General features: G+C 50.8%; 18 protein-coding genes and 1 rRNA gene (1 of these 19 only partly in view). 12 read left to right on the forward strand and 7 right to left on the reverse strand.

Annotation, left to right across the window (positions count from 1 at the left end; all coding sequences use genetic code 11):
- The 6 genes from dnaA (at position 1) to FCN78_RS00030 (ending at position 7193) form a co-directional block, all read left to right on the forward strand.
- Positions 1-1398 (forward strand): chromosomal replication initiator protein DnaA, encoded by a 1398-nt coding sequence (dnaA, locus tag FCN78_RS00005; RefSeq protein ID WP_046074846.1) that lies wholly within the window; start codon positions 1-3, stop codon positions 1396-1398.
- A gap of 2 nt (positions 1399-1400) precedes the next feature.
- On the forward strand, positions 1401-2501 hold the full coding sequence (gene dnaN / locus FCN78_RS00010; RefSeq protein WP_077458594.1) for a DNA polymerase III subunit beta: 1101 nt from the start codon (positions 1401-1403) through the stop codon (positions 2499-2501).
- Between the two features lie 3 nt (positions 2502-2504).
- On the forward strand, positions 2505-3584 hold the full coding sequence (recF, locus tag FCN78_RS00015) for a DNA replication/repair protein RecF (RefSeq protein ID WP_069362317.1): 1080 nt from the start codon (positions 2505-2507) through the stop codon (positions 3582-3584).
- Positions 3585-3602: 18 nt separating this feature from the next.
- Entirely contained in the window at positions 3603-6020 is a 2418-nt protein-coding gene (gene gyrB / locus FCN78_RS00020; RefSeq protein ID WP_077659775.1) for a DNA topoisomerase (ATP-hydrolyzing) subunit B, read from the forward strand.
- 160 nt (positions 6021-6180) lie between these two features.
- Positions 6181-6558: a VOC family protein gene (locus tag FCN78_RS00025; protein WP_069362315.1), complete on the forward strand. Its 378-nt coding sequence runs from the start codon at positions 6181-6183 to the stop codon at positions 6556-6558.
- 197 nt (positions 6559-6755) lie between these two features.
- Entirely contained in the window at positions 6756-7193 is a 438-nt protein-coding gene (locus FCN78_RS00030; protein ID WP_069362314.1) for an Hsp20 family protein, read from the forward strand.
- Positions 7194-7882: 689 nt separating this feature from the next.
- On the opposite strand, the gene FCN78_RS00035 is transcribed toward FCN78_RS00030, so the two are convergent.
- The 3 genes from FCN78_RS00035 to glyQ all read right to left on the reverse strand — a co-directional run bounded on the left by FCN78_RS00035 (position 7883) and on the right by glyQ (position 12505).
- A complete protein-coding gene (locus FCN78_RS00035) occupies positions 7883-9136 on the reverse strand; it encodes a valine--pyruvate transaminase (protein ID WP_069362313.1) in 1254 nt (417 codons plus the stop codon).
- Between the two features lie 378 nt (positions 9137-9514).
- Positions 9515-11584 (reverse strand): glycine--tRNA ligase subunit beta, encoded by a 2070-nt coding sequence (glyS, locus tag FCN78_RS00040; RefSeq protein ID WP_077659774.1) that lies wholly within the window; start codon positions 11582-11584, stop codon positions 9515-9517.
- A gap of 9 nt (positions 11585-11593) precedes the next feature.
- Complete coding sequence (glyQ, locus tag FCN78_RS00045) at positions 11594-12505, reverse strand: glycine--tRNA ligase subunit alpha (RefSeq protein WP_069362311.1); 912 nt, start codon at positions 12503-12505, stop codon at positions 11594-11596.
- Between the two features lie 376 nt (positions 12506-12881).
- Between glyQ and FCN78_RS00050 the strand changes: the two genes are divergently transcribed.
- Complete coding sequence (locus FCN78_RS00050; RefSeq protein WP_077659773.1) at positions 12882-13442, forward strand: TMEM165/GDT1 family protein; 561 nt, start codon at positions 12882-12884, stop codon at positions 13440-13442.
- Positions 13443-13475: 33 nt separating this feature from the next.
- Here FCN78_RS00050 and tusA read toward each other — a convergent pair whose 3' ends face one another.
- Positions 13476-13724 (reverse strand): sulfurtransferase TusA, encoded by a 249-nt coding sequence (tusA, locus tag FCN78_RS00055; protein WP_077459529.1) that lies wholly within the window; start codon positions 13722-13724, stop codon positions 13476-13478.
- 121 nt (positions 13725-13845) lie between these two features.
- On the opposite strand from tusA, the gene FCN78_RS00060 reads away from it, so the two are divergent.
- Positions 13846-14049 carry a hypothetical protein gene (locus tag FCN78_RS00060; protein ID WP_069362308.1) on the forward strand — a complete coding sequence of 68 codons (204 nt, stop codon included), beginning with the start codon at positions 13846-13848 and terminating at the stop codon, positions 14047-14049.
- 129 nt (positions 14050-14178) lie between these two features.
- Here the strand turns inward: FCN78_RS00060 and acuI are convergent, their stop codons facing one another.
- The 3 genes from acuI to fadB all read right to left on the reverse strand — a co-directional run bounded on the left by acuI (position 14179) and on the right by fadB (position 18688).
- Positions 14179-15171 (reverse strand): acrylyl-CoA reductase (NADPH), encoded by a 993-nt coding sequence (gene acuI, locus FCN78_RS00065; RefSeq protein WP_069362307.1) that lies wholly within the window; start codon positions 15169-15171, stop codon positions 14179-14181.
- A gap of 156 nt (positions 15172-15327) precedes the next feature.
- Entirely contained in the window at positions 15328-16491 is a 1164-nt protein-coding gene (gene fadA / locus FCN78_RS00070; RefSeq protein WP_077486968.1) for an acetyl-CoA C-acyltransferase FadA, read from the reverse strand.
- Positions 16492-16507: 16 nt separating this feature from the next.
- Positions 16508-18688: a fatty acid oxidation complex subunit alpha FadB gene (gene fadB, locus FCN78_RS00075; RefSeq protein WP_077659772.1), complete on the reverse strand. Its 2181-nt coding sequence runs from the start codon at positions 18686-18688 to the stop codon at positions 16508-16510.
- Positions 18689-18904: 216 nt separating this feature from the next.
- Between fadB and FCN78_RS00080 the strand changes: the two genes are divergently transcribed.
- The 4 genes from FCN78_RS00080 to FCN78_RS00095 form a co-directional block, all read left to right on the forward strand.
- Positions 18905-19543, forward strand: coding sequence for a YigZ family protein (locus FCN78_RS00080; protein WP_069362304.1), 639 nt, complete (start codon positions 18905-18907; stop codon positions 19541-19543).
- Between the two features lie 67 nt (positions 19544-19610).
- A complete protein-coding gene (locus FCN78_RS00085; protein WP_069362303.1) occupies positions 19611-21068 on the forward strand; it encodes a TrkH family potassium uptake protein in 1458 nt (485 codons plus the stop codon).
- A 42-nt stretch (positions 21069-21110) separates the two neighbouring features.
- Positions 21111-21635, forward strand: a complete 525-nt coding sequence (gene hemG / locus FCN78_RS00090) for a menaquinone-dependent protoporphyrinogen IX dehydrogenase (protein ID WP_069362363.1) — start codon at positions 21111-21113, stop codon at positions 21633-21635.
- A gap of 542 nt (positions 21636-22177) precedes the next feature.
- Positions 22178-22500: ribosomal RNA gene (locus FCN78_RS00095) — 16S ribosomal RNA — on the forward strand; it runs 1245 nt beyond the window's last position.

Genomic DNA, 22500 nt, shown 5'->3' on the forward strand with positions numbered 1-22500 from the left:
GTGTCATCATCGCTTTGGTTGCAGTGTCTTGAACGTCTTCAAGATGATTTACCTGCGACAGAATTCAGTATGTGGGTACGGCCACTTCAGGCCGAGCTCAATGACAATACGTTGACCCTCTTTGCCCCAAACCGTTTTGTGCTTGATTGGGTGCGAGATAAGTATCTGCATCAAATTAACCAATTGCTGAACGAGTTTTGTGGTGTCGACGTACCCATGCTGCGCTTTGAGGTGGGGAGTAAACCGGTTGCCGCGACGCCGCAAGCGGCACCTGCCGGTCCTGCCGCTGCGCCCGCGCCGCAACAAGCCGCGCCTGCGCCGCCGCAAGGACGCGTGTGGGAGCCTGCCCCGTCGCCGGTGCAATCGGATGTTAATCATCGCTCCAACGTCAACCCCAAACACAAGTTCAATAACTTTGTTGAGGGTAAATCTAACCAGTTAGCCTTGGCGGCCGCGCGTCAGGTCTCAGATAATCCGGGTGCTGCCTACAACCCGCTTTTTCTGTATGGCGGCACGGGTTTAGGTAAAACGCACTTATTGCATGCGGTGGGGAATGCCATTTCTGATCGCAAAGCGGATGCGCGTGTGGTGTACATGCACTCAGAGCGCTTTGTGCAAGATATGGTCAAAGCGCTACAAAACAACGCGATTGAAGAATTTAAGCGTTATTACCGCAGTGTCGATGCATTGTTGATCGATGACATTCAATTTTTTGCCAACAAAGAACGGTCACAAGAAGAATTCTTCCATACCTTTAATGCGTTGCTCGAGGGGAACCAGCAGATCATTCTCACCTCCGACCGCTATCCTAAAGAGATAAACGGGGTCGAGGATCGCTTAAAATCGCGATTTGGTTGGGGCCTGACCGTGGCGATTGAGCCGCCTGAGCTGGAAACCCGCGTGGCTATTTTGATGAAAAAAGCGGAAGACCATGCCATTCGTTTACCTGATGAGGTGGCGTTCTTTATCGCAAAGCGTCTGCGCTCAAACGTGCGTGAACTGGAAGGGGCGCTTAACCGGGTGATCGCTAATGCCAACTTTACCGGGCGAGCGATCACCATCGATTTCGTGCGTGAAGCCCTGCGCGATCTGCTCGCCTTGCAAGAAAAATTGGTCACCATCGATAATATCCAGAAAACCGTGGCTGAATATTATAAAATTAAGATGGCAGACTTGTTATCCAAGCGTCGGTCTCGCTCGGTGGCGCGACCTCGACAGATGGCTATGGCGTTAGCGAAAGAGCTGACTAACCACAGCTTACCGGAAATTGGTGATGCATTTGGCGGTCGTGACCACACTACAGTACTGCATGCTTGTCGTAAGATTGAGCAACTGCGTGAAGAAAGTCACGACATTAAAGAAGATTACTCTAACCTGATTCGAACATTGTCGTCCTAATTATGAAATTTACTCTTACGCGTGAGCAATTACTTCAACCGCTTCAGCAAGTCTCTGGGGCGTTAGGCGGGCGTAGCACCTTGCCGATTTTAAGTAACCTATTAATTGAAGTGGCGGAGCAGCAACTTAAGCTGACGGCGACCGATATGGAGGTTGAGCTCAATGCCACCGCGCCGCTAGACAGTGAGCATCTTGATGGCGCTATCACTGTGCCCTCGCGTAAGTTTATGGATATCATCAAAGGCTTACATAGCGAAGCCCGTATCACAGTGGCGCAAGAAGGCGACCGCGTGGTGGTACGCGCAGGGCGAAGCCGCTTTACCTTATCGACCTTACCGGCTTCAGATTATCCCAACATCGAAGACTGGCATGCCGAAGTGAGCTTACAAGTGCCGCAAAGCAAGCTGGGTCATCTGATTGACGCCACCCAGTTTTCGATGGCAAATCAAGATGTGCGCTATTACCTTAATGGGCTTTTGTTCGAAACGGACGGGCACACATTGCGTACGGTGGGGACGGACGGCCACCGGATGGCGGTATGCCATTTATCCATGGAAGAGGGGTTGCCCGCACAACAAGTGATTGTGCCACGTAAAGGCGTCAGTGAGTTGGCGCGTTTGCTCGATGACAGCGAGCACCCGGTGAATATCCAAATTGGCGCGTCCAATATTCGTGCGGTGGTGGGTAACGTGACTTTTACCTCTAAATTGGTGGATGGGCGTTTCCCTGACTATCGCCGTGTGTTGCCGCAATCCACCTCTCGTACGTTGGAAGTCAATTGCGCGGAGTTAAAACAAGCGCTGTCATTGGCGGCGGTATTATCGAACGAGAAATTTCGCGGCGTACGAATGAATATTGAAGATAGCGAGCTGCGTATCTCTGCCAATAACCCCGAGCAAGAAGAAGCGGAAGAGTTTTTGGAAGTCGACTATCAAGGTGAGCCAATTGAAATCGGTTTTAATGTCAGTTACGTGCTCGATGTGCTCAATGTTTTACGTTGTGACAAGGTGCGTTTTTCGATGACAGACGCGGTGGGCAGTACCTTGATTGAGGACTGCGATCGCGAAGACGCCATGTATGTTGTGATGCCAATTCGCCTCTAGGTTATGGCGCTATCACGACTGGTCGTTCACGACTTTCGAAATATTGAAGCCTGCGATATTGCATTGTCGTCAGGCTTTAACTTTTTAATTGGCCCCAATGGCAGTGGTAAAACCAGTGTCTTGGAAGCCATTCACTTTCTCGGTCATGGGCGCTCTTTTCGCAGCGCGCTTAATAGCCGAGTGATACGTCATCAGCAACCTCATCTTACGGTACATGGTCGCGTAAAAACGCAAGATGGGATCTTGCTTCCGGTCGGGATTCAAAAGCGCCGAGATGGCAGTGCAGATGTTAAAATTGGTCAAGAAAAAGGGCAAAAGCTGGTGGCCCTGGCCAAAGTGCTGCCATTGCAATTGATCACCCCGGAGGGGTTCGAGTTGTTAACCGATGGCCCCAAGTTTCGTCGTGCGTTTATCGATTGGGGGGTGTTTCATTCTGAGCCAGGATTTTTTGAAGCGTGGACGCGCGTAAAACGCCTGACGAAGCAACGCAACGCCGCGTTGAAAACAGCGCGCCACTATGGCGATATCCAAGTATGGGATACGGAACTAGCACGCCTTGCCGAGCAAATCAGCGCATGGCGTCAAGCATACGTTGATGCGGTGGCCGCGCGAGCGACCGCATTGTGCCAAGCCTTTCTCCCCGAGTTTTCCATCCAGTTTCGCTTTTACCAAGGATGGGAGCGAGGTGCCGACTATCAGGCATTGTTGGCGGCGAACTTTGAGCGCGACCAGCAGATGGGATACACGGTGTCAGGCCCGCATAAAGCCGACTTGCGTATCAAGGTGGCAGGTACCCCAGTCGATGATGTGCTATCGCGCGGCCAGTTAAAACTCATGGTATGTGCACTTCGGCTTGCACAAGGCCAGTTATATAGCGAGGAGCAAGGTATTGCTTGTATCTACTTAATCGATGACTTTGCTTCCGAATTAGACAGTCGCCGGCGAGCACTCTTGGCCAGTGAGCTGACCCGTATCGGGGCTCAGGTTTTTGTTAGCGCCATTAGTGCCGATCAAGTCGCGGAAATTTGCGACGAAAATAGTAAGATGTTTCATGTGGAACATGGCAAAATTAACGCAGGATAAATAAGCGAGAGTAACTCAATGTCCAACGAATACGATTCATCGAGTATCAAGGTACTGAAGGGCTTGGATGCCGTGCGTAAGCGTCCGGGAATGTATATCGGCGATACCGACGATGGTACCGGCCTGCACCACATGGTGTTTGAGGTGGTCGATAACTCGATCGATGAAGCACTGGCCGGACATTGTAATGATATCGTGGCGACCATCCACGAGGATGGCTCGGTGTCGGTTCGCGACGATGGTCGTGGTATTCCGGTCGATATTCATGAGGAAGAAGGTGTATCGGCTGCACAAGTGATCATGACCGTCCTTCACGCTGGCGGTAAGTTTGATGACAACTCTTACAAAGTATCTGGTGGCCTTCACGGAGTGGGGGTGTCGGTGGTCAACGCCTTGTCAGAAAAACTCGAGTTGACCATTTGGCGTAATGGCCATGTTCACCAGCTTAACTTTGCACACGGCGAACCGTTGGGGCCGTTGGCTGAAATGGGGGAGACCGATCAAACCGGTACCCGTATTCGTTTCTGGCCAAGTGAAGAGACATTCTCTGATATCAACTTTAACTATGACGTGCTTGCCAAGCGCTTGCGTGAGTTGTCTTTCCTCAATTCGGGTGTCTCCATTAAGCTGATTGACGAGCGCGAAGAAGACAAAGCGGATCACTTTAGATACGAAGGCGGGATCCGTGCGTTTGTTGAACACCTCAACAACAAGAAGACCTCCATCCACCCATCAGTCTTCCACTTTGAACACACCCGTGAAGACGGAGTGAGTGTCGAAGTGGCGATGCAGTGGAATGATGGCTATCAAGAGAATATCTATTGCTTTACCAACAATATTCCGCAGCGCGATGGCGGTACGCACCTGGCCGGCTTCCGCGCGGCCTTGACGCGCACGCTCAACAGCTTCATGGATAAAGAAGGCTACTCCAAAAAGGCCAAAGCCGCGACGTCTGGCGATGATGCCCGTGAAGGCTTGACCGCGGTGGTCTCGGTAAAAGTGCCGGATCCTAAGTTTTCCAGCCAGACCAAAGACAAGTTGGTGTCATCAGAAGTGAAGTCGGCGGTTGAATCCGCCATGAGCAGCCACTTATCAGACTTTCTGATTGAGCATCCGGCTGATGCGAAAGTGGTATGTACCAAGATCATTGACGCGGCCCGAGCGCGTGATGCGGCACGTAAAGCACGTGAAATGACGCGTCGTAAAGGCGCGTTGGATTTAGCTGGCCTTCCCGGCAAGCTTGCCGACTGCCAAGAAAAAGATCCGGCGTTATCCGAACTCTACATTGTGGAGGGTGACTCGGCGGGTGGCTCAGCCAAGCAAGGGCGTAACCGTAAGAACCAAGCGATTTTGCCTTTGAAAGGTAAGATCCTCAACGTCGAGAAAGCCCGGTTTGATAAGATGTTGTCCTCGCAAGAAGTGGCGACACTGATCACGGCAATGGGGTGCGGGATTGGCCGCGAAGAGTACGATCCGGATAAATTGCGTTACCACAGCATTATTATCATGACCGATGCGGATGTCGACGGCTCGCATATTCGTACCTTGCTGCTGACCTTCTTCTATCGCCAAATGCCAGAGTTGATTGAGCGTGGCTACATCTACATTGCTCAGCCACCGCTTTATAAAGTGAAAAAGGGCAAGCAAGAGCAATACATCAAAGATGATGAGGCGATGGAGCAGTATCAGGTGGCATTGGCGTTGGAAAACGCGTCATTGTTCGTGAACCCAGATGCGCCAGCGATGCACGGCGAGTCACTCGAGAAGTTGGTGAAAGAGTACAACGGTGTACTCAAGCTGATCCAGCGTATGAAGCGTCGCTATCCCGCCGCGCTGCTTAATGAGCTACTTTATCAACCTCGCTTGTCAGTCGATGACCTACGCGACGAGTGGGCCGCTAAGCAATGGGTAGAAAACATCGTTGAGATTTTGAATCGTAAGTCGACGGGAGAAAGCCAGTATCAGGCATCTTGCCGATTCGATGAAGAGCACCAAGTATGGGTACCAGAGCTGGTGGTGCGGACTCATGGTGTTGATTACAAGTACTTGGTGAGCTATGACTTCCTGAACTCGAAAGAGTACGGTCGAATCGCCAGCTTGTCAGAGACCTTGAATGATCTCTTGGATGAAGGGGCGTATGTCAAGCGCGGTGAGCGTACCCAAGCCGTAGAGAGCTTTGAGCAAGCGCTCAACTGGTTGATTAAAGAGTCAACCCGTGGGGTATCGCGTCAGCGCTACAAAGGTTTGGGAGAGATGAACCCAGAGCAGCTTTGGGAAACCACCATGGATCCAGAGGGCCGTCGTATGATGCAGGTGACGATTCAGGATGCGGTAGCGGCCGACGAGCTGTTTACCACCTTGATGGGTGATCAAGTTGAGCCACGCCGTGCGTTTATCGAAAATAATGCGCTGAAAGTAGAAAACCTCGACGTATAACCGATAAATCAACTGTTTATCAACAATTAAGGCCAGCATTGCTGGCCTTTTTCATATCTATTTGCGAGGCAAATCGCAATACATAACTGTTTATATATACAGTTGTTTTTGGCACGAGTAATCTCGTCATTCTCTTAACAGCAGAGTGATAGGAAGCCTTATGTCTATAAAAACGCGTGCTAACCTCCAACTGGTTTATGTTTCTGATATTGAGCGTTCTGTGGAATTCTACCAACAACTCTTTCAGTGCGAGCCGGTATTTACCAGCCCCAGATATGTAGCCTTTTCAGCGTCTGAACAGGGCGATGCCTTGTTTGCATTGTGGACAGGCGGCGAGCAGCCCTCACCATCAATCACCCGACTGAGTGAAATTGGCATTATGGTACCCACCAATGATGACGTTGATGCGCTTTTTGACCAATGGTCGAACAACCTAACCATCGATGTGGTGCAGTCCCCTTATGATGATGTGTTTGGTCGAACCTTCGTGATTCAAGATCCTGATGGGCATCTGGTGCGCGTAGCGCCGCTCGATTAGTGCGATGCGCTTGGGGAGAGTGGTGAGGTATAGAATAGTGCGCCACTCACGAAACAAAAAATTTTACGATCAGCCATTGAAATCAATTTGCGCAACCTTATATAGAGTAATGAGGCGATGCCATTGGGTCGCCGGGGGCTTGTCCGAGTTGGAAGGCCGTAGATAACATTTTATTGCTTCATAGGAAGGGTAAGATTATGCGTAACTTTGATTTCTCTCCACTCTATCGTACTGCAATTGGTTTCGATCGTTTATTCGATCTGGTTGAAAACAGCAATACCAATAATGCGGGTGGATTTCCTCCTTACAACATAGAGCAAAGCCAAGAAAACCAATACCGCATCACCATGGCGGTAGCAGGCTTTAGCCAAGATGAGGTGGATATCACTCAGCAAAAAAATAGCCTAATCGTCGCCGGTAAAAAGGGTGCTCGTAATCAAGATACTAAGTTCTTGTACCAAGGCATTGCCGAGCGCGATTTCGAGCGCAAGTTCCAGCTCGATGATCATATTAAAGTGACAGGGGCAGACATGGAAAACGGCATGCTACATATTGATTTAGTACGCGAAGTACCAGAGGAAGAAAAGCCTCGTCGTATCGAAATCGGTAGCCGTTTGCTAGAAAACGCTGAGTAAACCTTAAATCCCGAGTGGTTCACGATAAGGGAGAGGGCAGCCATGCTGCCCTTTTTATCGACTATACACCTAAGACGAGCCTGCCAATCCGTCGTGACATCCGAAGCTGTAAAGCGCCTGATGATTTATCCCGTCCACATAGATCTGTCTATCGCTGCCGGTTGCCTATCCGCCTCTAAACGAGATCTGGCTCAGTAATACGTGACTAACGCTCTACCGCTGAATGAACAAATACTGGTGTGTCAGTTCCCAGCCAAGAACGTCCTCTCTCGATAGATATATTAATGAGAGCAAGGGTAATGTTTCACGTGAAACATATAAGAATACCAATAGCAAACCATCTCGTCTGGCCTATCAAACTAAACCAATCGACGTTCGGGCTGACCACATAGATTGAGTCGACGGCTACTTGGGAGGGAGTGTAGTGGTACGCCTTCCTTAAGGGTAGGTTCGCTTGCAAGGAAAGAAAGGCGTGTCATTAGCAGTGCTGGTTGATGACTTTTTTCTGTGAGCCTACTTGGTCTTAAGTGGTGCGAGATGAGCGACTTCTTCACCTTGTCCAAAAGTCTCGTGCAATATTTGAATGACGAGTTGTTCTTTGGGTGTTGACTCAAAACCATGAGATAGGAAATCTATAAAAGGTTTCACGTGGAACGTCCATTAGCCAGTGTTCCACGTGAAACCAAGGCTTATTCCTCGTTGTAGGCGCGCGCGACTTCTTCAGCGATAATATCAATGCCTTTCTGCATCATCTTGTCATCTTGCACGTAGTTCATTCGGATACATTGCTTAGCATGATCCCAGCCTTCGTGATCGACACCAATAAAGAAGTACTCGCCGGGTACCACCAGCACACCGCGCGCTTTTAAACGTTTATATAGATCTTGGGTGGAGATAGGGAGATCGTTGAACCACAGCCATAGGAAGATGGCACCTTCTGGTTTATGAACACGAACACGTTCATCGTTAATGGTTTCAAGCACCATGTTTAATATTCTTTGCGACTTTTTCTGATAGAAGGGACGAACGACGTCTTTACTCAGGCGGAGTAGGTCGCCACGCTCTATCATTGAAAGTGCCATCGCTGGCCCAACACTGTTGGGAGATAAACTTACAATGCCATTGATATTTGACATGGCTTGGATGACATCTTCGTTGGCGATCACAATGCCGCAACGCACACCAGGCAAACCTAATTTACTGAGGCTAGAGCAGAGTATGGTGTTTTCATTCCAGAACGGTGCGACGTCTTCAAAAATGATATCAGGGAAGGGGGTACCGTACGCGTTATCGATAATTAGTGGAATATTGTTATCACGTGCCAACTGATCAAGCTGATGGATTTCGCTATCAGTGAGTACATTGCCGGTCGGGTTGGTCGGGCGGGAGGCACAGATGGCGCCAATGTTGTCATCAATTGTTAGGCGACTAAAGTCGACGTGATATTTGAATTGACGGTTGTCGAGCAATTCTATTTCAGGCTGGTAGCTGACGAAAATGTCGTCGTTAATTCCGGCGTCACCGTAACCGATATATTCCGGGGCGAGAGGCAGCAAGATTTTTTTGTGGGTGCCATCGGCGTATCGTCCAGCCAATAGGTTAAACAGATAGAAGAATGCACTTTGGCTGCCATTGGTCAGCATGATGTTTTTGCTTGAGAGTTGCCAGCCATAGGTTTTATTAAGAAGCTCGGCGAGTGCGTTGAGTAAGGCTGACTTGCCTTGTGGGCCATCATAGTTGGCCATCGCATGAACGAGGCTTCCATCATCGAGCATCGATTGGCTCAGTGTTTTGAAGTAATCGAGCATTTCCGGTATCGCCGCGGGGTTGCCGCCACCTAGCATAATGGCATCTGGATTACGTAAGCCGTCATTAAGATCGTCCATTAACTGTGTGATGCCCGAGTGATTTGCTAACTTCTCGCCAAAGTGAGTGACTTCCATGATTACTGCCTTTAAATATCTGTATCGTTGTTGTGGTTAAGCTGCAATCAACATACAACAATCTATTGTGTAAAAGAAAGTCTGATAAGTTTGTTATCTCTTGGTCACTAACTGGTATGGTTGACGGGGGTTGTTACGTTATCCGTACACACTTGGGAGAAGAGTCGCTGAAAGGGATAACAAGCCGCGTGTTTCACGTGAAACCAACTCGTTTTAGGCCGACAAACAGGGTGATTAGCATCATTGAGGTTAAAAACCAATGAGGGTGTGAGTTGGTCGCTAATAAGATGAGAGTGAGTGGCCAAGAGGGTCGTGCGCGTTTAAATAGCCAAAAAAAGCCCCGCACAATGGCGGGGCTGAGTGGTGTGTTGCTGATGATTACTTCTGTAGAACAGAGATATCTGCCACGTTGAGGAATTGCTCACGGATAAGGTGAAGCATCGCTAAACGGTTGGCTTTCAGTGCGGGATCATCTGCCATGACCATCACGTTATCAAAGAAGGTATCAACCGGTGTGCGCAATTGTGCCAGCTCGGTCAGCGCGCCTTGATAATCGCTGTCAGCAAACAGAGGTTTAACTGCAGCGACTTTCTCTGCTACCACGTTCGCCAATGCTTTTTCTGCGTCTTCTTGCAGCAAGCCAGTATCGACGTTGCCAGGAAGCTCGCCATCATACTTGGCCAAGATATTGCCTACCCGCTTGTTGGCGGCGGCGAGTGCTTCGGCTTCTTCCAGACTGCGGAAGTGCGACACCGCTTTAACGCGGCTGTCAAAGTCAGCAGGCTTGGTTGGACGACGGGCTAAAACCGCTTGGATAATATCGACGCTATAGCCCATATCTTGGTACCAGGCGCGGAAACGACCTAGCATAAAGTCGAGAACGTCCGTCTCTACCTCTTTGTGCGTCAAACGGTCATCGTACTGGGCTTTGGCATCGAGGATGAGGTCGACAAGATCAAGCTGATAGCCGTTCTCGACGACAATACGCAGAACCCCTAATGCGGCCCGACGTAGGGCGAAGGGGTCACTGCCTTTAGGGGCTTGACCAATACCAAATATGCCCACGATGGTATCCATTTTGTCAGCCATTGCGAGTGCTGAGGAGACCGGCGTCGTAGGTAGCTTATCACCGGCAAAGCGCGGCCAGTATTGCTCATTCAGCGCCAGCGCTACGGCTTCGGGCTCGCCATCATGACGCGCATAGTGCATGCCCATCACGCCTTGGGTTTCGGTGAACTCAAACACCATCGAGGTCATGAGATCACACTTCGCTAGTTGGCCCGCGCGCTCAGTGTGTGCCTTGTCGGCACCGATACGCTCTGCAATCTGTCCTGCAAGTGCAGTAATGCGGTCGGTTTTATCTTTGATGGTACCTAATTGTTTTTGGAATACCGCGCTATCAAGCTCTGGCAGGCGATCAATCAATGGGCGCTTGCGATCAGTATCAAAGAAGAACTCAGCATCCGCGAGGCGAGGACGCACGACTTTTTCATTGCCTGAGATAACTTGCGCTGGAGCTTTCGATTCGATGTTAGACACGAAGATGAACTTGGGCAGTAGTTCGCCATTAGCGTCATAGACAGGGAAGTACTTTTGATCGCCTTTCATGGTGTACACCAGCGCTTCTGATGGCACCTTAAGGAACTTGTTCTCAAAAGAGGCAGTCAGTACCACTGGCCATTCCACCAAAGAGGTGACTTCTTCAACCAAGTCGTCATCAAGCTCAGCAACCCCACCAACCGCGTCAGCCGCTGCTTTGGCATCTTTAATAATCAATGCTTTACGCTTTTCATAATCGGCCATGACCTTACCTTCACGCTCAAGGCGCTCTGGGTATTGGTCAGCATGATCCAGCGTTAAGCTCGATTCACCCATAAAGCGGTGACCTCGAATCACGCGATCGGATGCCACGCCAAGAATGGTGCCTTCAATCAAGGTGTCCCCATACAGCATCACCAAGGTTTTCACTGGGCGGATAAACTGGGTGTCTTTGTCACCCCAGCGCATGGGTTTAGGAATAGGCAGTTTGCTTAGGGCGTTATCGGCCAGTACCGGCAGTAAGGCGTCAATGGCTTGGCCAGGTACGTGTTGACGATACAGCAACCACTCACCTTTATCAGTTTTTAGGCGCTCGGCTTCGCTCACATCAATCCCGTTACCGCGCGCCCAACCCATGGCGGCTTTGGTGGGATTGCCGTCTGCGTCAAAGGCGGCTTTGACCGCAGGACCGCGTTTCTCAACCACTTTATCTGGCTGGCGATCGCTCAAAGCAGCCACTTTAAGTGCTAAGCGACGCGGGGACGCGTACCAAGTGATACCTTGGTGGCTCAGATCAGCGTCTTTTAGTTGCGCTTCAAACTGACTCGCGAAGGCTTCAGCCAGTGTGCGCAATGCTGTTGGTGGTAGCTCTTCAGTGCCGAGCTCAATCAGGAAATTTTGCGTTGCCATGATGCTCCCTTATTTGCTGTGTCGGCACATCGGGAAGCCTAGCGCTTCGCGAGATGCGTAGTAGGCTTCGGCGACACGTTTAGTCAGTGTGCGAATGCGCAGAATATAGCGTTGACGTTCAGTCACTGAGATGGCTTTACGCGCATCCAGCAGGTTGAACGCATGACCGGCTTTTAGGATCTGTTCGTAAGCAGGCAAAGGGAGCGGCTGCTCGAGATCCAGTAGCTTGGTACTTTCGGCTTCGCACTGATCAAAGTAGCGGAACAGAAAATCAACATCAGCGTGTTCAAAGTTATAGGTCGATTGCTCCACTTCGTTTTGGTGGAAAATATCGCCGTAGGTGACTTTGCCAAATGGGCCATCGGTCCAAACCAGATCATACACAGAGTCGACTTCTTGAATGTACATTGCCAGACGTTCGATACCGTAGGTAATCTCACCGGTGACCGGTTTACATTCCAATCCGCCGACTTGCTGGAAGTAGGTAAACTGAGTGATCTCCATCCCGTTAAGCCAGACTTCCCAACCTAGGCCCCAAGCGCCCAGCGTTGGGTTTTCCCAGTTATCTTCCACAAAGCGAATGTCGTGGACTTCTGGATCAATACCCAGCACACGCAGCGAGCCTAAATACAGCTCTTGAATGTTATCGGGTGACGGTTTCAGGATGGTTTGAAACTGGTAGTAGTGCTGCAGACGGTTCGGGTTCTCGCCATAACGCCCATCGGTAGGACGACGAGAAGGTTGAACGTAAGCCGCTGCAATAGGCTCTGGACCAAGTGCACGCAAGCATGTCATTGGGTGGGAGGTACCTGCACCCACTTCCATGTCTAGCGGCTGAACAATGGTACAGCCTTGCTGGGCCCAATAATCCTGCAGCGCGAGGATCATACCCTGAAAGGTTTTGATATCGAATTTATGCATTGTCAGGTTCGCGCGAGTTGATGAATGGAGAAAATAGCTGGCAATTATAACTCGCAGCGCGCTCAAGCAGTAGGGGGCTGGCGGATTTTTGTGCGCCTTTGATTCGCTTATTTTCTGCATATAGAGGGAGGAGGAATAGAAGTTGCCAAGCGATTGTTCAAATCGTACACTAGCGCCGTCTTGGGGAGTAGTCGACCACTGCACAGTCAGTGGGGCAATCATCAACATAGTTGAAGCAAAATCTTCATGGTGATTGCAAGCCTGCCATTAGGTGCTCTGGGCTTGACGAGACCAACGACAATCGCACGAACCGGGGTGGGGCGTGTGTGTTGTCGTGGTTGAATCATAATAAGCCCTGCCCCAGATGAGCAATGTCATGAGCGTTCTTGCTATTTCTATCTCCACCGTCACCTTGGCGGAAATCGGGGATAAAACCCAATTATTATCGCTAGCGTTGGCGACCCGGTTTCGAAAACCTGCGGTGATTGTCAGTGCCATTTTATTGGCGACACTAGTGAATCACGCCATTGCCGCCTGGCTTGGCGTGGTCGCGGCCGATATCCTGACCGATACCGTATTGCATATCATTTTGATTATCAGCTTTAGTGTGATGGCGGTATGGATGATGATCCCTGACAAGCTTGAAGATGAAGGGATTCAGGGCAAAAGCGCGTTTTGGGCGAGCTTCTGTGCGTTTTTTGTCGCAGAAATTGGCGATAAAACCCAGCTCGCCACCACGGCATTGGGGGCACAGTTTAATGAAGCATTGTGGGTGGTGGTGATTGGGTCAACCATTGGTATGCTGCTAGCCAACGTCCCTGTGGTGCTGGCCGGTGATAAAATTCAGCGCCATGTCCCGCTCGCTGCCGTACGGGCGCTCGCCGCGGCAATGTTTGCAGCGTTGGCTGTACTGGATACCTGGTATCTATTGAGTTGACGCAAGACAATGGTGAATCGGTAAGGGTTGGCGTTATGCCAGCCCTTTTTTGATCAAAAACTGGAATGGCACGCTCTCGGTTTGGGCTGCGACCAGGGTATGGTCCATAAAGCGACAGAAGCTGGGAATATCCCGCGTGGTTGACGGGTCATCCGCGGTAATCAGCAAGGTCTGACCGTCATCCATATGGCGGATACGCTTACGCACCATCATTACAGGTTCCGGGCAGCGCAAGCCTAAGGCATCGAGTTGGAGATCAGCGTGGTCAAAAGCGAGTGTCATTGTTGTTACCTCAAAAAGTGTCGACCTGATCATACTTATGGCGACAAATTATTCAAACAGGGTTGCGCTTGTAAATGATTTGTGTAAATTATTTAACAAGTCGTTAACGAAAGGCGAGGGCATGAGAAAAGCACAAACGGGCAAATTGAGCTTGGCTTATGGACACCGTATCGCTGCTTACACAGGGCTGAGCGGGTTCGCTTTTTGGGGATTAACGCATAGTCATGAGCACACTCTCTTGGCAACACTAGCAGTCTGCGCCGCAGCTTTGGGGTTATTGGTAGAAGCCTTATCGGCCTCAACGCCACGCTCGCAGCCTGACTAGGCTAACTCACTCAACAGCTACACTCACTCCCAGTTTTCTTGGGCTTCCCCGCTCTTCGAGCGGGGTTTTTTTTGTCTGTGCGTCGACAAAAAAGACCAATCCATCACAAAGATTGGCCTTTTGCTTGCGTTAGCCTTGGTAAGCGATATCAATAACGACGCGACCTTTAACCTCACCCTGAATAATTTTATTCGCATACTCTGGGGTTTGCGCCAGAGCGATGGTGTGGCATGCCTGTTCAAAGTAGCTGGCGGGCAATAGCTTGGTCAGTGACTGCCACGCAGCTTGACGTTGCGCTTTCGGGCAAGAGACGGAGTCAACTCCTTGCAATCGCACATTGCGCAAAATAAACGGCATCACAGTGGCGGGTAAGTCAAAACCGCCGGCAAGGCCGCATGCGGCAACCGTGCCCCCGTAGTGGATTTGTGAGAGAACATTGGCGAGCATTTGACTCCCAACAGTATCAATCGCGCCTGCCCACTGTTGCTTATCCAGCGGGCGGCCGGGTGCGCTAAAGGACTCGCGTGGGAGTACCTCGTCAGCGCCCAGTTGTTTAAGCCACGCTTGATTGTCTTCAAGACGGCCTGTGACGGCACTGACGCGATAGCCCAATGCATGCAATAAGGTGACCGCGACAGAGCCAACGCCGCCACTGGCACCGGTGACTAACACTGGGCCATCTTCAGGTTTGACGCCACCATCGATTAAGGCTTGCACACATAACATCGCGGTAAACCCTGCTGTGCCTACCATCATTGCTTGTTGCGCAGAGAGCCCCTCTGGAAGGGGAACGAGCCAGTCGCCATTAACACGCGCTTTCTCTGCCATGCCTCCCCAGTGTGCTTCACCGACGCCCCAACCAGTGAGCACCACTTTATCTCCGGGTTGATAGTCGGGGTGTTGGCTATCAGCAACCGTACCGGCAAAGTCGATACCTGGCACCATCGGGAATTGGCGAACAATCTTGCCTTTTCCGGTGATGGCCAAGCCGTCTTTATAATTCAAGGAGCTAAAATCGACATCGACAGTCACATTACCGTCTGGGAGCAAATCGTCATCGAGCGAGGTGATTTTCGCGAAGGTTTGCTTCTCGTGTTGTTCAAGGACAAGCGCGTTAAACATAGCATTCTCCCGGTTGAAGTCTGTGAGCGGCCATACTAGGCCGGATGAAGTGACCACCACTTGCGTTACATCAATCACTATGCGATTGCGAGCGGGGTGACGCAAGCCAAAAAAAAGAGCGGACTCAGCCGCTCTTTGTTAATGATAGGTTCATCGTTAGACGCGTTCGAACACAGTGGCGATGCCTTGGCCTAAGCCAATACACATGGTTGCCAAACCTATCGTCGCATCTTGGCGCTCCATTTGATGTAACAAGGTGGTCGAGATGCGTGCACCGGAACAACCTAGTGGGTGACCCAGCGCGATGGCACCACCGTTGAGGTTAACCTTGTCATCCACTTTGTCCATCAGGCCGAGATCTTTGACACAAGGCAGAGACTGGGCGGCAAATGCCTCATTCAGTTCGACCAAATCAATATCATCGATGCTAAGCCCAGCACGTTTGAGCGCTTTTTTGGTCGCAGGGACTGGACCATAGCCCATAATCGAGGGATCGCAACCCGCAACGCCCATGGCGCGGATACGTGCACGGATAGGCAGCCCCAAGGTTTTGGCCTTTTCTTCACTCATCACCAGCATTGCAGAGGCACCATCCGATAATGCCGACGACGAGCCAGCGGTGACTGTGCCATTGGCAGGGTCAAAGGCTGGGCGCAGGCCAGCGAGGCTCTCGACGGTGGTTTCGGGACGAATCACTTCATCGTCTTCCACTAACGTCAATAAGCCATCGGCATCATGGCCTTCAATGGGCGCAATCTCATCTTTAAAGCGGCCTTCCACGGTGGCGGCATGCGCACGGGCGTGGGAGCGCGCAGCAAATTGGTCTTGCATTTCACGGCTGATGCCATGCATACGGCCGAGCATTTCAGCAGTGAGCCCCATCATGCCTGCCGCTTTGGCAACGGACTTCGACATCCCTGGGTGGAAGTCGACCCCATGATTCATCGGCACGTGACCCATGTGTTCAACCCCACCAATGATGAAGGTATCGCCGTCACCCACCATAATCGCGCGAGCCGCATCGTGTAGTGCCTGCATCGACGAGCCACACAGGCGGTTGACGGTAGTCGCGCCCACATTATGTGGAATGCCAGCAAGGAGTGCCGCATTACGGGCAATATTAAAGCCTTGCTCGAGTGTTTGCTGTACACAGCCCCAGTAAATGTCTTCAATGCTGGTGCTTTCTACCGCAGGGTTGCGCGCCAACAGAGATTTCATCAAGTGCGCTGAGAGATCTTCGGCGCGGACGTGGCGAAACACACCGCCTTTTGAGCGGCCCATTGGGGTACGGATACAGTCAACGATCACTACATTGTTCATTGTTCTCTCCTTAAACTTAGGCTGATTGCGGTGCGTTGACCGGTGTGACATCAAAGTAAGCCTGTTTATCGCCGGCACGACGTTTCATATCCGCAGGAACATGATACAAAGCGCCGAGATCAGAGAATTTGTCTGCCATGGCGACGTAGTTATCAACACCCAAGGTATCGACATAACGGAAAGCACCACCTCGGAATGGCGGAAAGCCAATGCCATACACCAAGGCGATGTCTGCCTCAGCCGGAGAGGCGATAATGTTTTCTTCCAGACAACGGGCGACTTCGTTGATCATCGGCACCATCATGCGCGCGATAATGTCTTCGTCACTGATCTCTGCCTGGCCACCCTGGATGACGGGGGCGAGCAGTTCAGGGACGGCTTCATCAGCCTCTTTTTTCGGCTTGCCTTTTTTATCTGTGGTGTAGCGGTAGAAACCTTTGCCGTTTTTCTGACCGAAGCGCTCGGCTTCAAACATCACATCAATGGCATCGCGGCCAGATTTGCTCATACGATCTGGGAAGCCTTCCGCCATCACCGCCTGTGCGTGGTGCGCGGTATCAATCCCGACCACGTCTAGCAGATACGCCGGACCCATCGGCCAGCCGAATTGTTTTTCCATGATTTTGTCAATGCGCTGAAAGTCCACGCCGTCGCGTAGTAGCAAGCTAAAGGCATGGAAGTAGGGGAACAATACGCGGTTGACGAAAAAGCCGGGGCAGTCGTTCACCACCACGGGTGATTTACCCATCTTGGCGGCGTAGGCCACGACGCGTGCAATAGTTTCATCAGAGGTTTTCTCGCCGCGGATCACCTCAACTAACGGCATGCGGTGAACTGGGTTAAAGAAGTGCATGCCACAGAAGTTTTCAGGGCGCGATAAAGACTTCGCCAGTGTGTTGATAGGAATCGTGGAGGTGTTAGAGGCAATCACCGTCTCTTCGCTAACCAGCGCTTCGACCTCTTTGAGCACACTGGTTTTCACTTTCGGGTTCTCGACCACGGCCTCGACCACCACATCGCTGTGCTCAATGCCAGCATAGTGGAGGCTTGGGGTGATTGACGACAGCACTTGACCCATTTTAAAGCCATCGACGCGGCCACGCTCTAACTGCTTATTCAGCAGCTTGGTTGCTTCTTTCATGCCGAGTTCGAGTGAGGCTTGGGCGATGTCTTTCATCATCACAGGTACGCCTTTAAGCGCCGATTGGTAGGCAATACCACCGCCCATAATGCCCGCGCCGAGTACAGCACCTCGCTCCGTATCTTTACCTTGTTTGGCGGCTTGTTTGGCGTTGCCTTTGATGACTTGGTCATTGAGGAAAATCCCCACCAAGGCTTGCGCCACATCGGTTTTAGCCAGCTTAACGAAATAGCGATTTTCAACCTTGAGCGCCTCATCGCGCGTCATCCCTGCGGCTTCTTCAATGGCCGTCACGGCGGTCATTGGTGCGGGGTAATGCTTGCCAGCAACTTGCGCCACCATACCTTTGGCCATGGTAAAGCTCATCGCCGCTTCGGTACGATTCAGACCCAAAGGTTGTTTTTTCTGTTGGCGACGACTCTGCCAATCAATTTTCTCGTCGATTGCTTGGCTAAGCATTCGAATCGCTGCGTCGCGAAGGTTGTCATTCTCGACGACCGCATCTACCAAGCCTTCTTTGAGAGCGGCAGAGGCACGTTTGTCTTTACCTGCCGTGATGATTTCCATCGCAGTATCCGCGCCGATAAGCCGCGGTAAGCGCACAGTGCCACCAAAGCCTGGCATGATGCCTAACTTGGTTTCAGGCAGGCCAATACGCGCATCCTTGCCCGCGACACGCAGATCCGTGGCGAGTATGCATTCACAGCCACCGCCTAGCGCATGACCCTTGATCGCGCTAAGGGTTGGGTAGGGCAAGTCTTCTAAACGGTTGAAAATGGCATTGGCGCGAGATACCCAATCAGACAGTTCTTGGTCGGGTTTAGCGAACAGGCCGAGAAACTCGGTGATGTCGGCACCGACAATAAAGGCTGATTTGGCAGAGGTTAGCAACAGCCCCTTGATGTCATCGCGACCCGACAAAGCATCGAGGGCTTGGTCTAAGCTTTCTAGCGTTGCCAAATCCAGTTTGTTGACAGAACCTTGGCTGTCTAAGGTCAGCTCTGCAATGCCGTTATCCAATGCACGAACTGAAAGGTTATCTCCTTGGTAGATCATGGTTGTTCTCCACGTTGGCAGTACCATCCTGGTTGAATAGTGTTCTGGTTAGACCAGATGCGACCTAGTGTGGATCATTGTTATAAGAAATGACAACCAAAAGTTAAACGAATGTTTAAAATATGTGGTGTGGGTTGTTTTTACTATGGCCGAGTCCCTGTCGTGCTTGGGGGAATATGGTACAGTGCGTCGCTGAGACACAAAGGGTGTACCAGGATGCCAATCACGCCATATGCCGTGCCAGCCGAAACCGTAAGGCACGAGCTTGAAATAAAAAAAAGTCGGTTTATCACCTATCTTGCCCATACGCCTGGAGAAGAAGAGGCGAAGCAGTTTATTCAGTCGCTGCGAGAAACGTACCCTGATGCCCGCCATCACTGCTGGGCATTTGTCGCAGGTCGGCCTGAATCTTCCGTGCAATGGGGATGTGGTGATGACGGTGAGCCCGCGGGAACCGCAGGTAAGCCGATGCTTGCGCAACTTTCAGGCGCGAACGTTGGTGAGGTTTGTGCGGTGGTGGTGCGCTACTTTGGTGGGATCAAATTGGGTACTGGCGGGCTGGTAAAGGCGTATGGCAGTAGTGTGCAACAAGCCCTGGGCCTTTTGACCACGCGGGAAGTGGCAGTGACCGTCCCTTACACGATAAGCTGTGAATATGCTCACATTGACACGATAGAGTCATTGCTTAAGCAGCACGATGGCGTTCAGCTCGATGCAGAATTCAGCCATAATGTGCGACTGAGTGTGCGTATCGATGCGCGCTATATCGATGTGTTTCTTGAGGCACTTAAAAATCAAACTCGCGGACAAGCACACGCGCACCCGTTAGAACATAAGACAACGTCAGGCACTTAGCCTGCTTTACGTGTAACGACGAGACGGTAGAAAGTCGCTACCGCCGATAAGAGGGCCACGTCAGGCTATGCAATTTCGTTCCATTACCCGCATTGTCGGACTCCTGCTGGCCCTGTTCAGCATTACCATGCTAGCGCCTGCGCTGGTTGCGTTTATCTATCGCGACGGTGCGGGCTATCCCTTTGTATTAACGTTTTTCCTCCTGCTAGCGGGTGGTGGGTTACTTTGGTTCCCTAACCGAAACTATCGACACGAGCTTAAAGCACGTGATGGTTTTTTGATTGTTGTCTTATTCTGGACGGTGATCGGTAGCGCCGGCTCGGTGCCGCTGATGTTATCGGAGCAACCCGATTTATCGGTCAGTGAAGCCTTTTTTGAATCCTTTTCTGGCTTAACCACGACGGGGGCAACCGTCATCGTGGGGCTGGATGAGCTTCCCAAAGCGATTTTGTTTTATCGCCAACTGCTTCAATGGCTCGGGGGCATGGGGATCATTGTGCTGGCAGTGGCAATCTTGCCTGTGCTCGGTATCGGTGGGATGCAGCTATATCGTGCTGAGATCCCAGGCCCTGTGAAAGATACCAAAATGACACCACGGATAGCGGAGACGGCCAAAGTGCTTTGGTATATCTACCTGACGTTAACCGTGAGCTGTGCCTTGGCTTATTGGCTGGCGGGTATGTCTGCGTTCGATGCCATTGGGCATAGCTTTTCAACCGTCGCGATTGGGGGGTTCTCAACCCATGATGCCAGCATTGGGCATTTTGATAGCACTGCCGTTAATCTTATCACCGTGGTGTTTTTACTGATCTCTGCGTGTAACTTTTCGCTTCACTTTGCGGCCTTTGCTAATAATGGGCTCAATCTAAAGTTTTACTTGCGCGATCCAGAGTTTCGCGCATTTTTGGTGATTCAGCTCCTATTATGGCTGGTGGTGTTTGCCATGCTGAGTGGACATCAGGTTTATAACAGCTCCACGGAAACCTTCACCCAGGCGCTATTTCAGTCGGTATCAATATCAACCACCGCGGGTTATACCACCACTACGTTTGCTCACTGGCCCTTGTTTCTCCCTGTTTTACTCTTGTTCTCGTCATTTATTGGTGGGTGTGCAGGCTCGACTGGTGGCGGGATGAAAGTGATTCGCATCCTGCTGTTGTCACTGCAAGGGACGCGCGAGCTAAAACGCCTGGTGCACCCACGCGCGGTATACACCATTAAAGTGGGTAATAAGGCGTTAAGGCAGCAAGTGGTCGATGCCGTATGGGGTTTTTTTTCCGCCTACGCATTAGTGTTTGTCATTTGTATGTTGGCTTTGATAGCGACAGGCATTGAAGAACTCACAGCTTTCTCCGCCGTTGCTGCGACTCTCAATAACCTAGGACCAGGGCTAGGCGAAGTGGCTGCTCACTTTGGCGATATTAATGACACGGCGAAGTGGGTATTGATCCTTGCGATGTTGTTCGGCCGTTTAGAGATATTTACATTATTAGTTTTATTTACGCCTACATTCTGGCGGAGCTAGTTGAATAGGGAAGGAGAGGACATGAGCGAGCAAACCGACGCAGTGCAGAAAGTCTTGTTGCTACATTCGAGCCGAGAAGGGCAGACCAAAAAAATCCTGCACTTTATCGAGACGCAGCTTGGCTCGTCGGCGCAGTGTGAGATTAAGGATATTCATCAGCTTCCTTCAGCGGATTTAACAAAGTACGACCGGGTTTTGATTGGCGCGTCTATTCGCTATGGCCACTTTAATAAAAAGCTGTATCAATTTATTGAAGCACATGCAGATCAGCTTAAAGCGGCGAAAGCAGCATTCTTTAGTGTCAATCTCACTGCGCGTAAACCAGGCAAAGATACGCCAGAAACCAGCGCTTATAGCCGTAAGTTTATCGAGAAGTCACCTTGGACGCCTGAACTGCATGGCGTCTTTGCTGGCGCACTCTATTATCCACGCTATAAATGGTTCGATCGGATGATGATTCGCTTAATCATGCACATTACCGGTGGGGAAACGGATACGACCAAAGAGGTGGAATACACCGATTGGCAAAAAGTCGAGGAGTTCAGCGAGCAATTTGCCCGTTTTTAGGCCATAACGTTGATTGTTTGACCGAATGGCGACTTTTTCCTAAAAAAGTCGCTTTTTAGTCTTGCCAAGGTGAGCAACTTCTCTATAATGCGCCTCCATCGACACGGCACGCAGGGCAAGCGTTCAGCGAGCATGTCGAGGCAAAAAATCGAATAAAAATAAACGCTTGACGTGAGTTTTTAAAAGATTAAGATAGCCGTCCACTTAACGCTAAGCGTTAGGGAAGTCAAAAAGAGGTTTTGTTTCACCCGGTTGGGTTGAAAATAAAAGATAAAATTTCTTCTTGACTTTAACGGTAAGGCGCGTAAGATACGCAGCCCTGACCAAGCGAAGCGCCGCTTCGTACAGTCAACGCTCTTTAACAATTTGACCTATGCAATCTGTGTGGGCACTCGTTAAGAATAGACAAAAAGATTTATTCGATGAACTGAGTGACCAAACGACAACTTTTACAGTTGTTCGGCACAGTCAATTCGTTTGTCTCTTCGGAGATAAACAGTAATCAGTATTCATTGAGCAGTTTCTACGGAAACACCAAACTTAAATTGAAGAGTTTGATCATGGCTCAGATTGAACGCTGGCGGCAGGCCTAACACATGCAAGTCGAGCGGAAACGGCAGCATTGAAGCTTCGGTGGATTTGCTGGACGTCGAGCGGCGGACGGGTGAGTAACGGCTGGGAACCTGCCCTGACGCGGGGGATAACCGTTGGAAACGACGGCTAATACCGCATAATGTCTTGATTCGTTAGAGTCAGGACCAAAGGTGGCCTCTACATGTAAGCTATCGCGTTGGGATGGGCCCAGTTAGGATTAGCTAGTTGGTAAGGTAATGGCTTACCAAGGCGACGATCCTTAGCTGGTTTG

Source organism: Salinivibrio kushneri, from assembly GCF_005280275.1.
Classification (GTDB): domain Bacteria; phylum Pseudomonadota; class Gammaproteobacteria; order Enterobacterales; family Vibrionaceae; genus Salinivibrio; species Salinivibrio kushneri.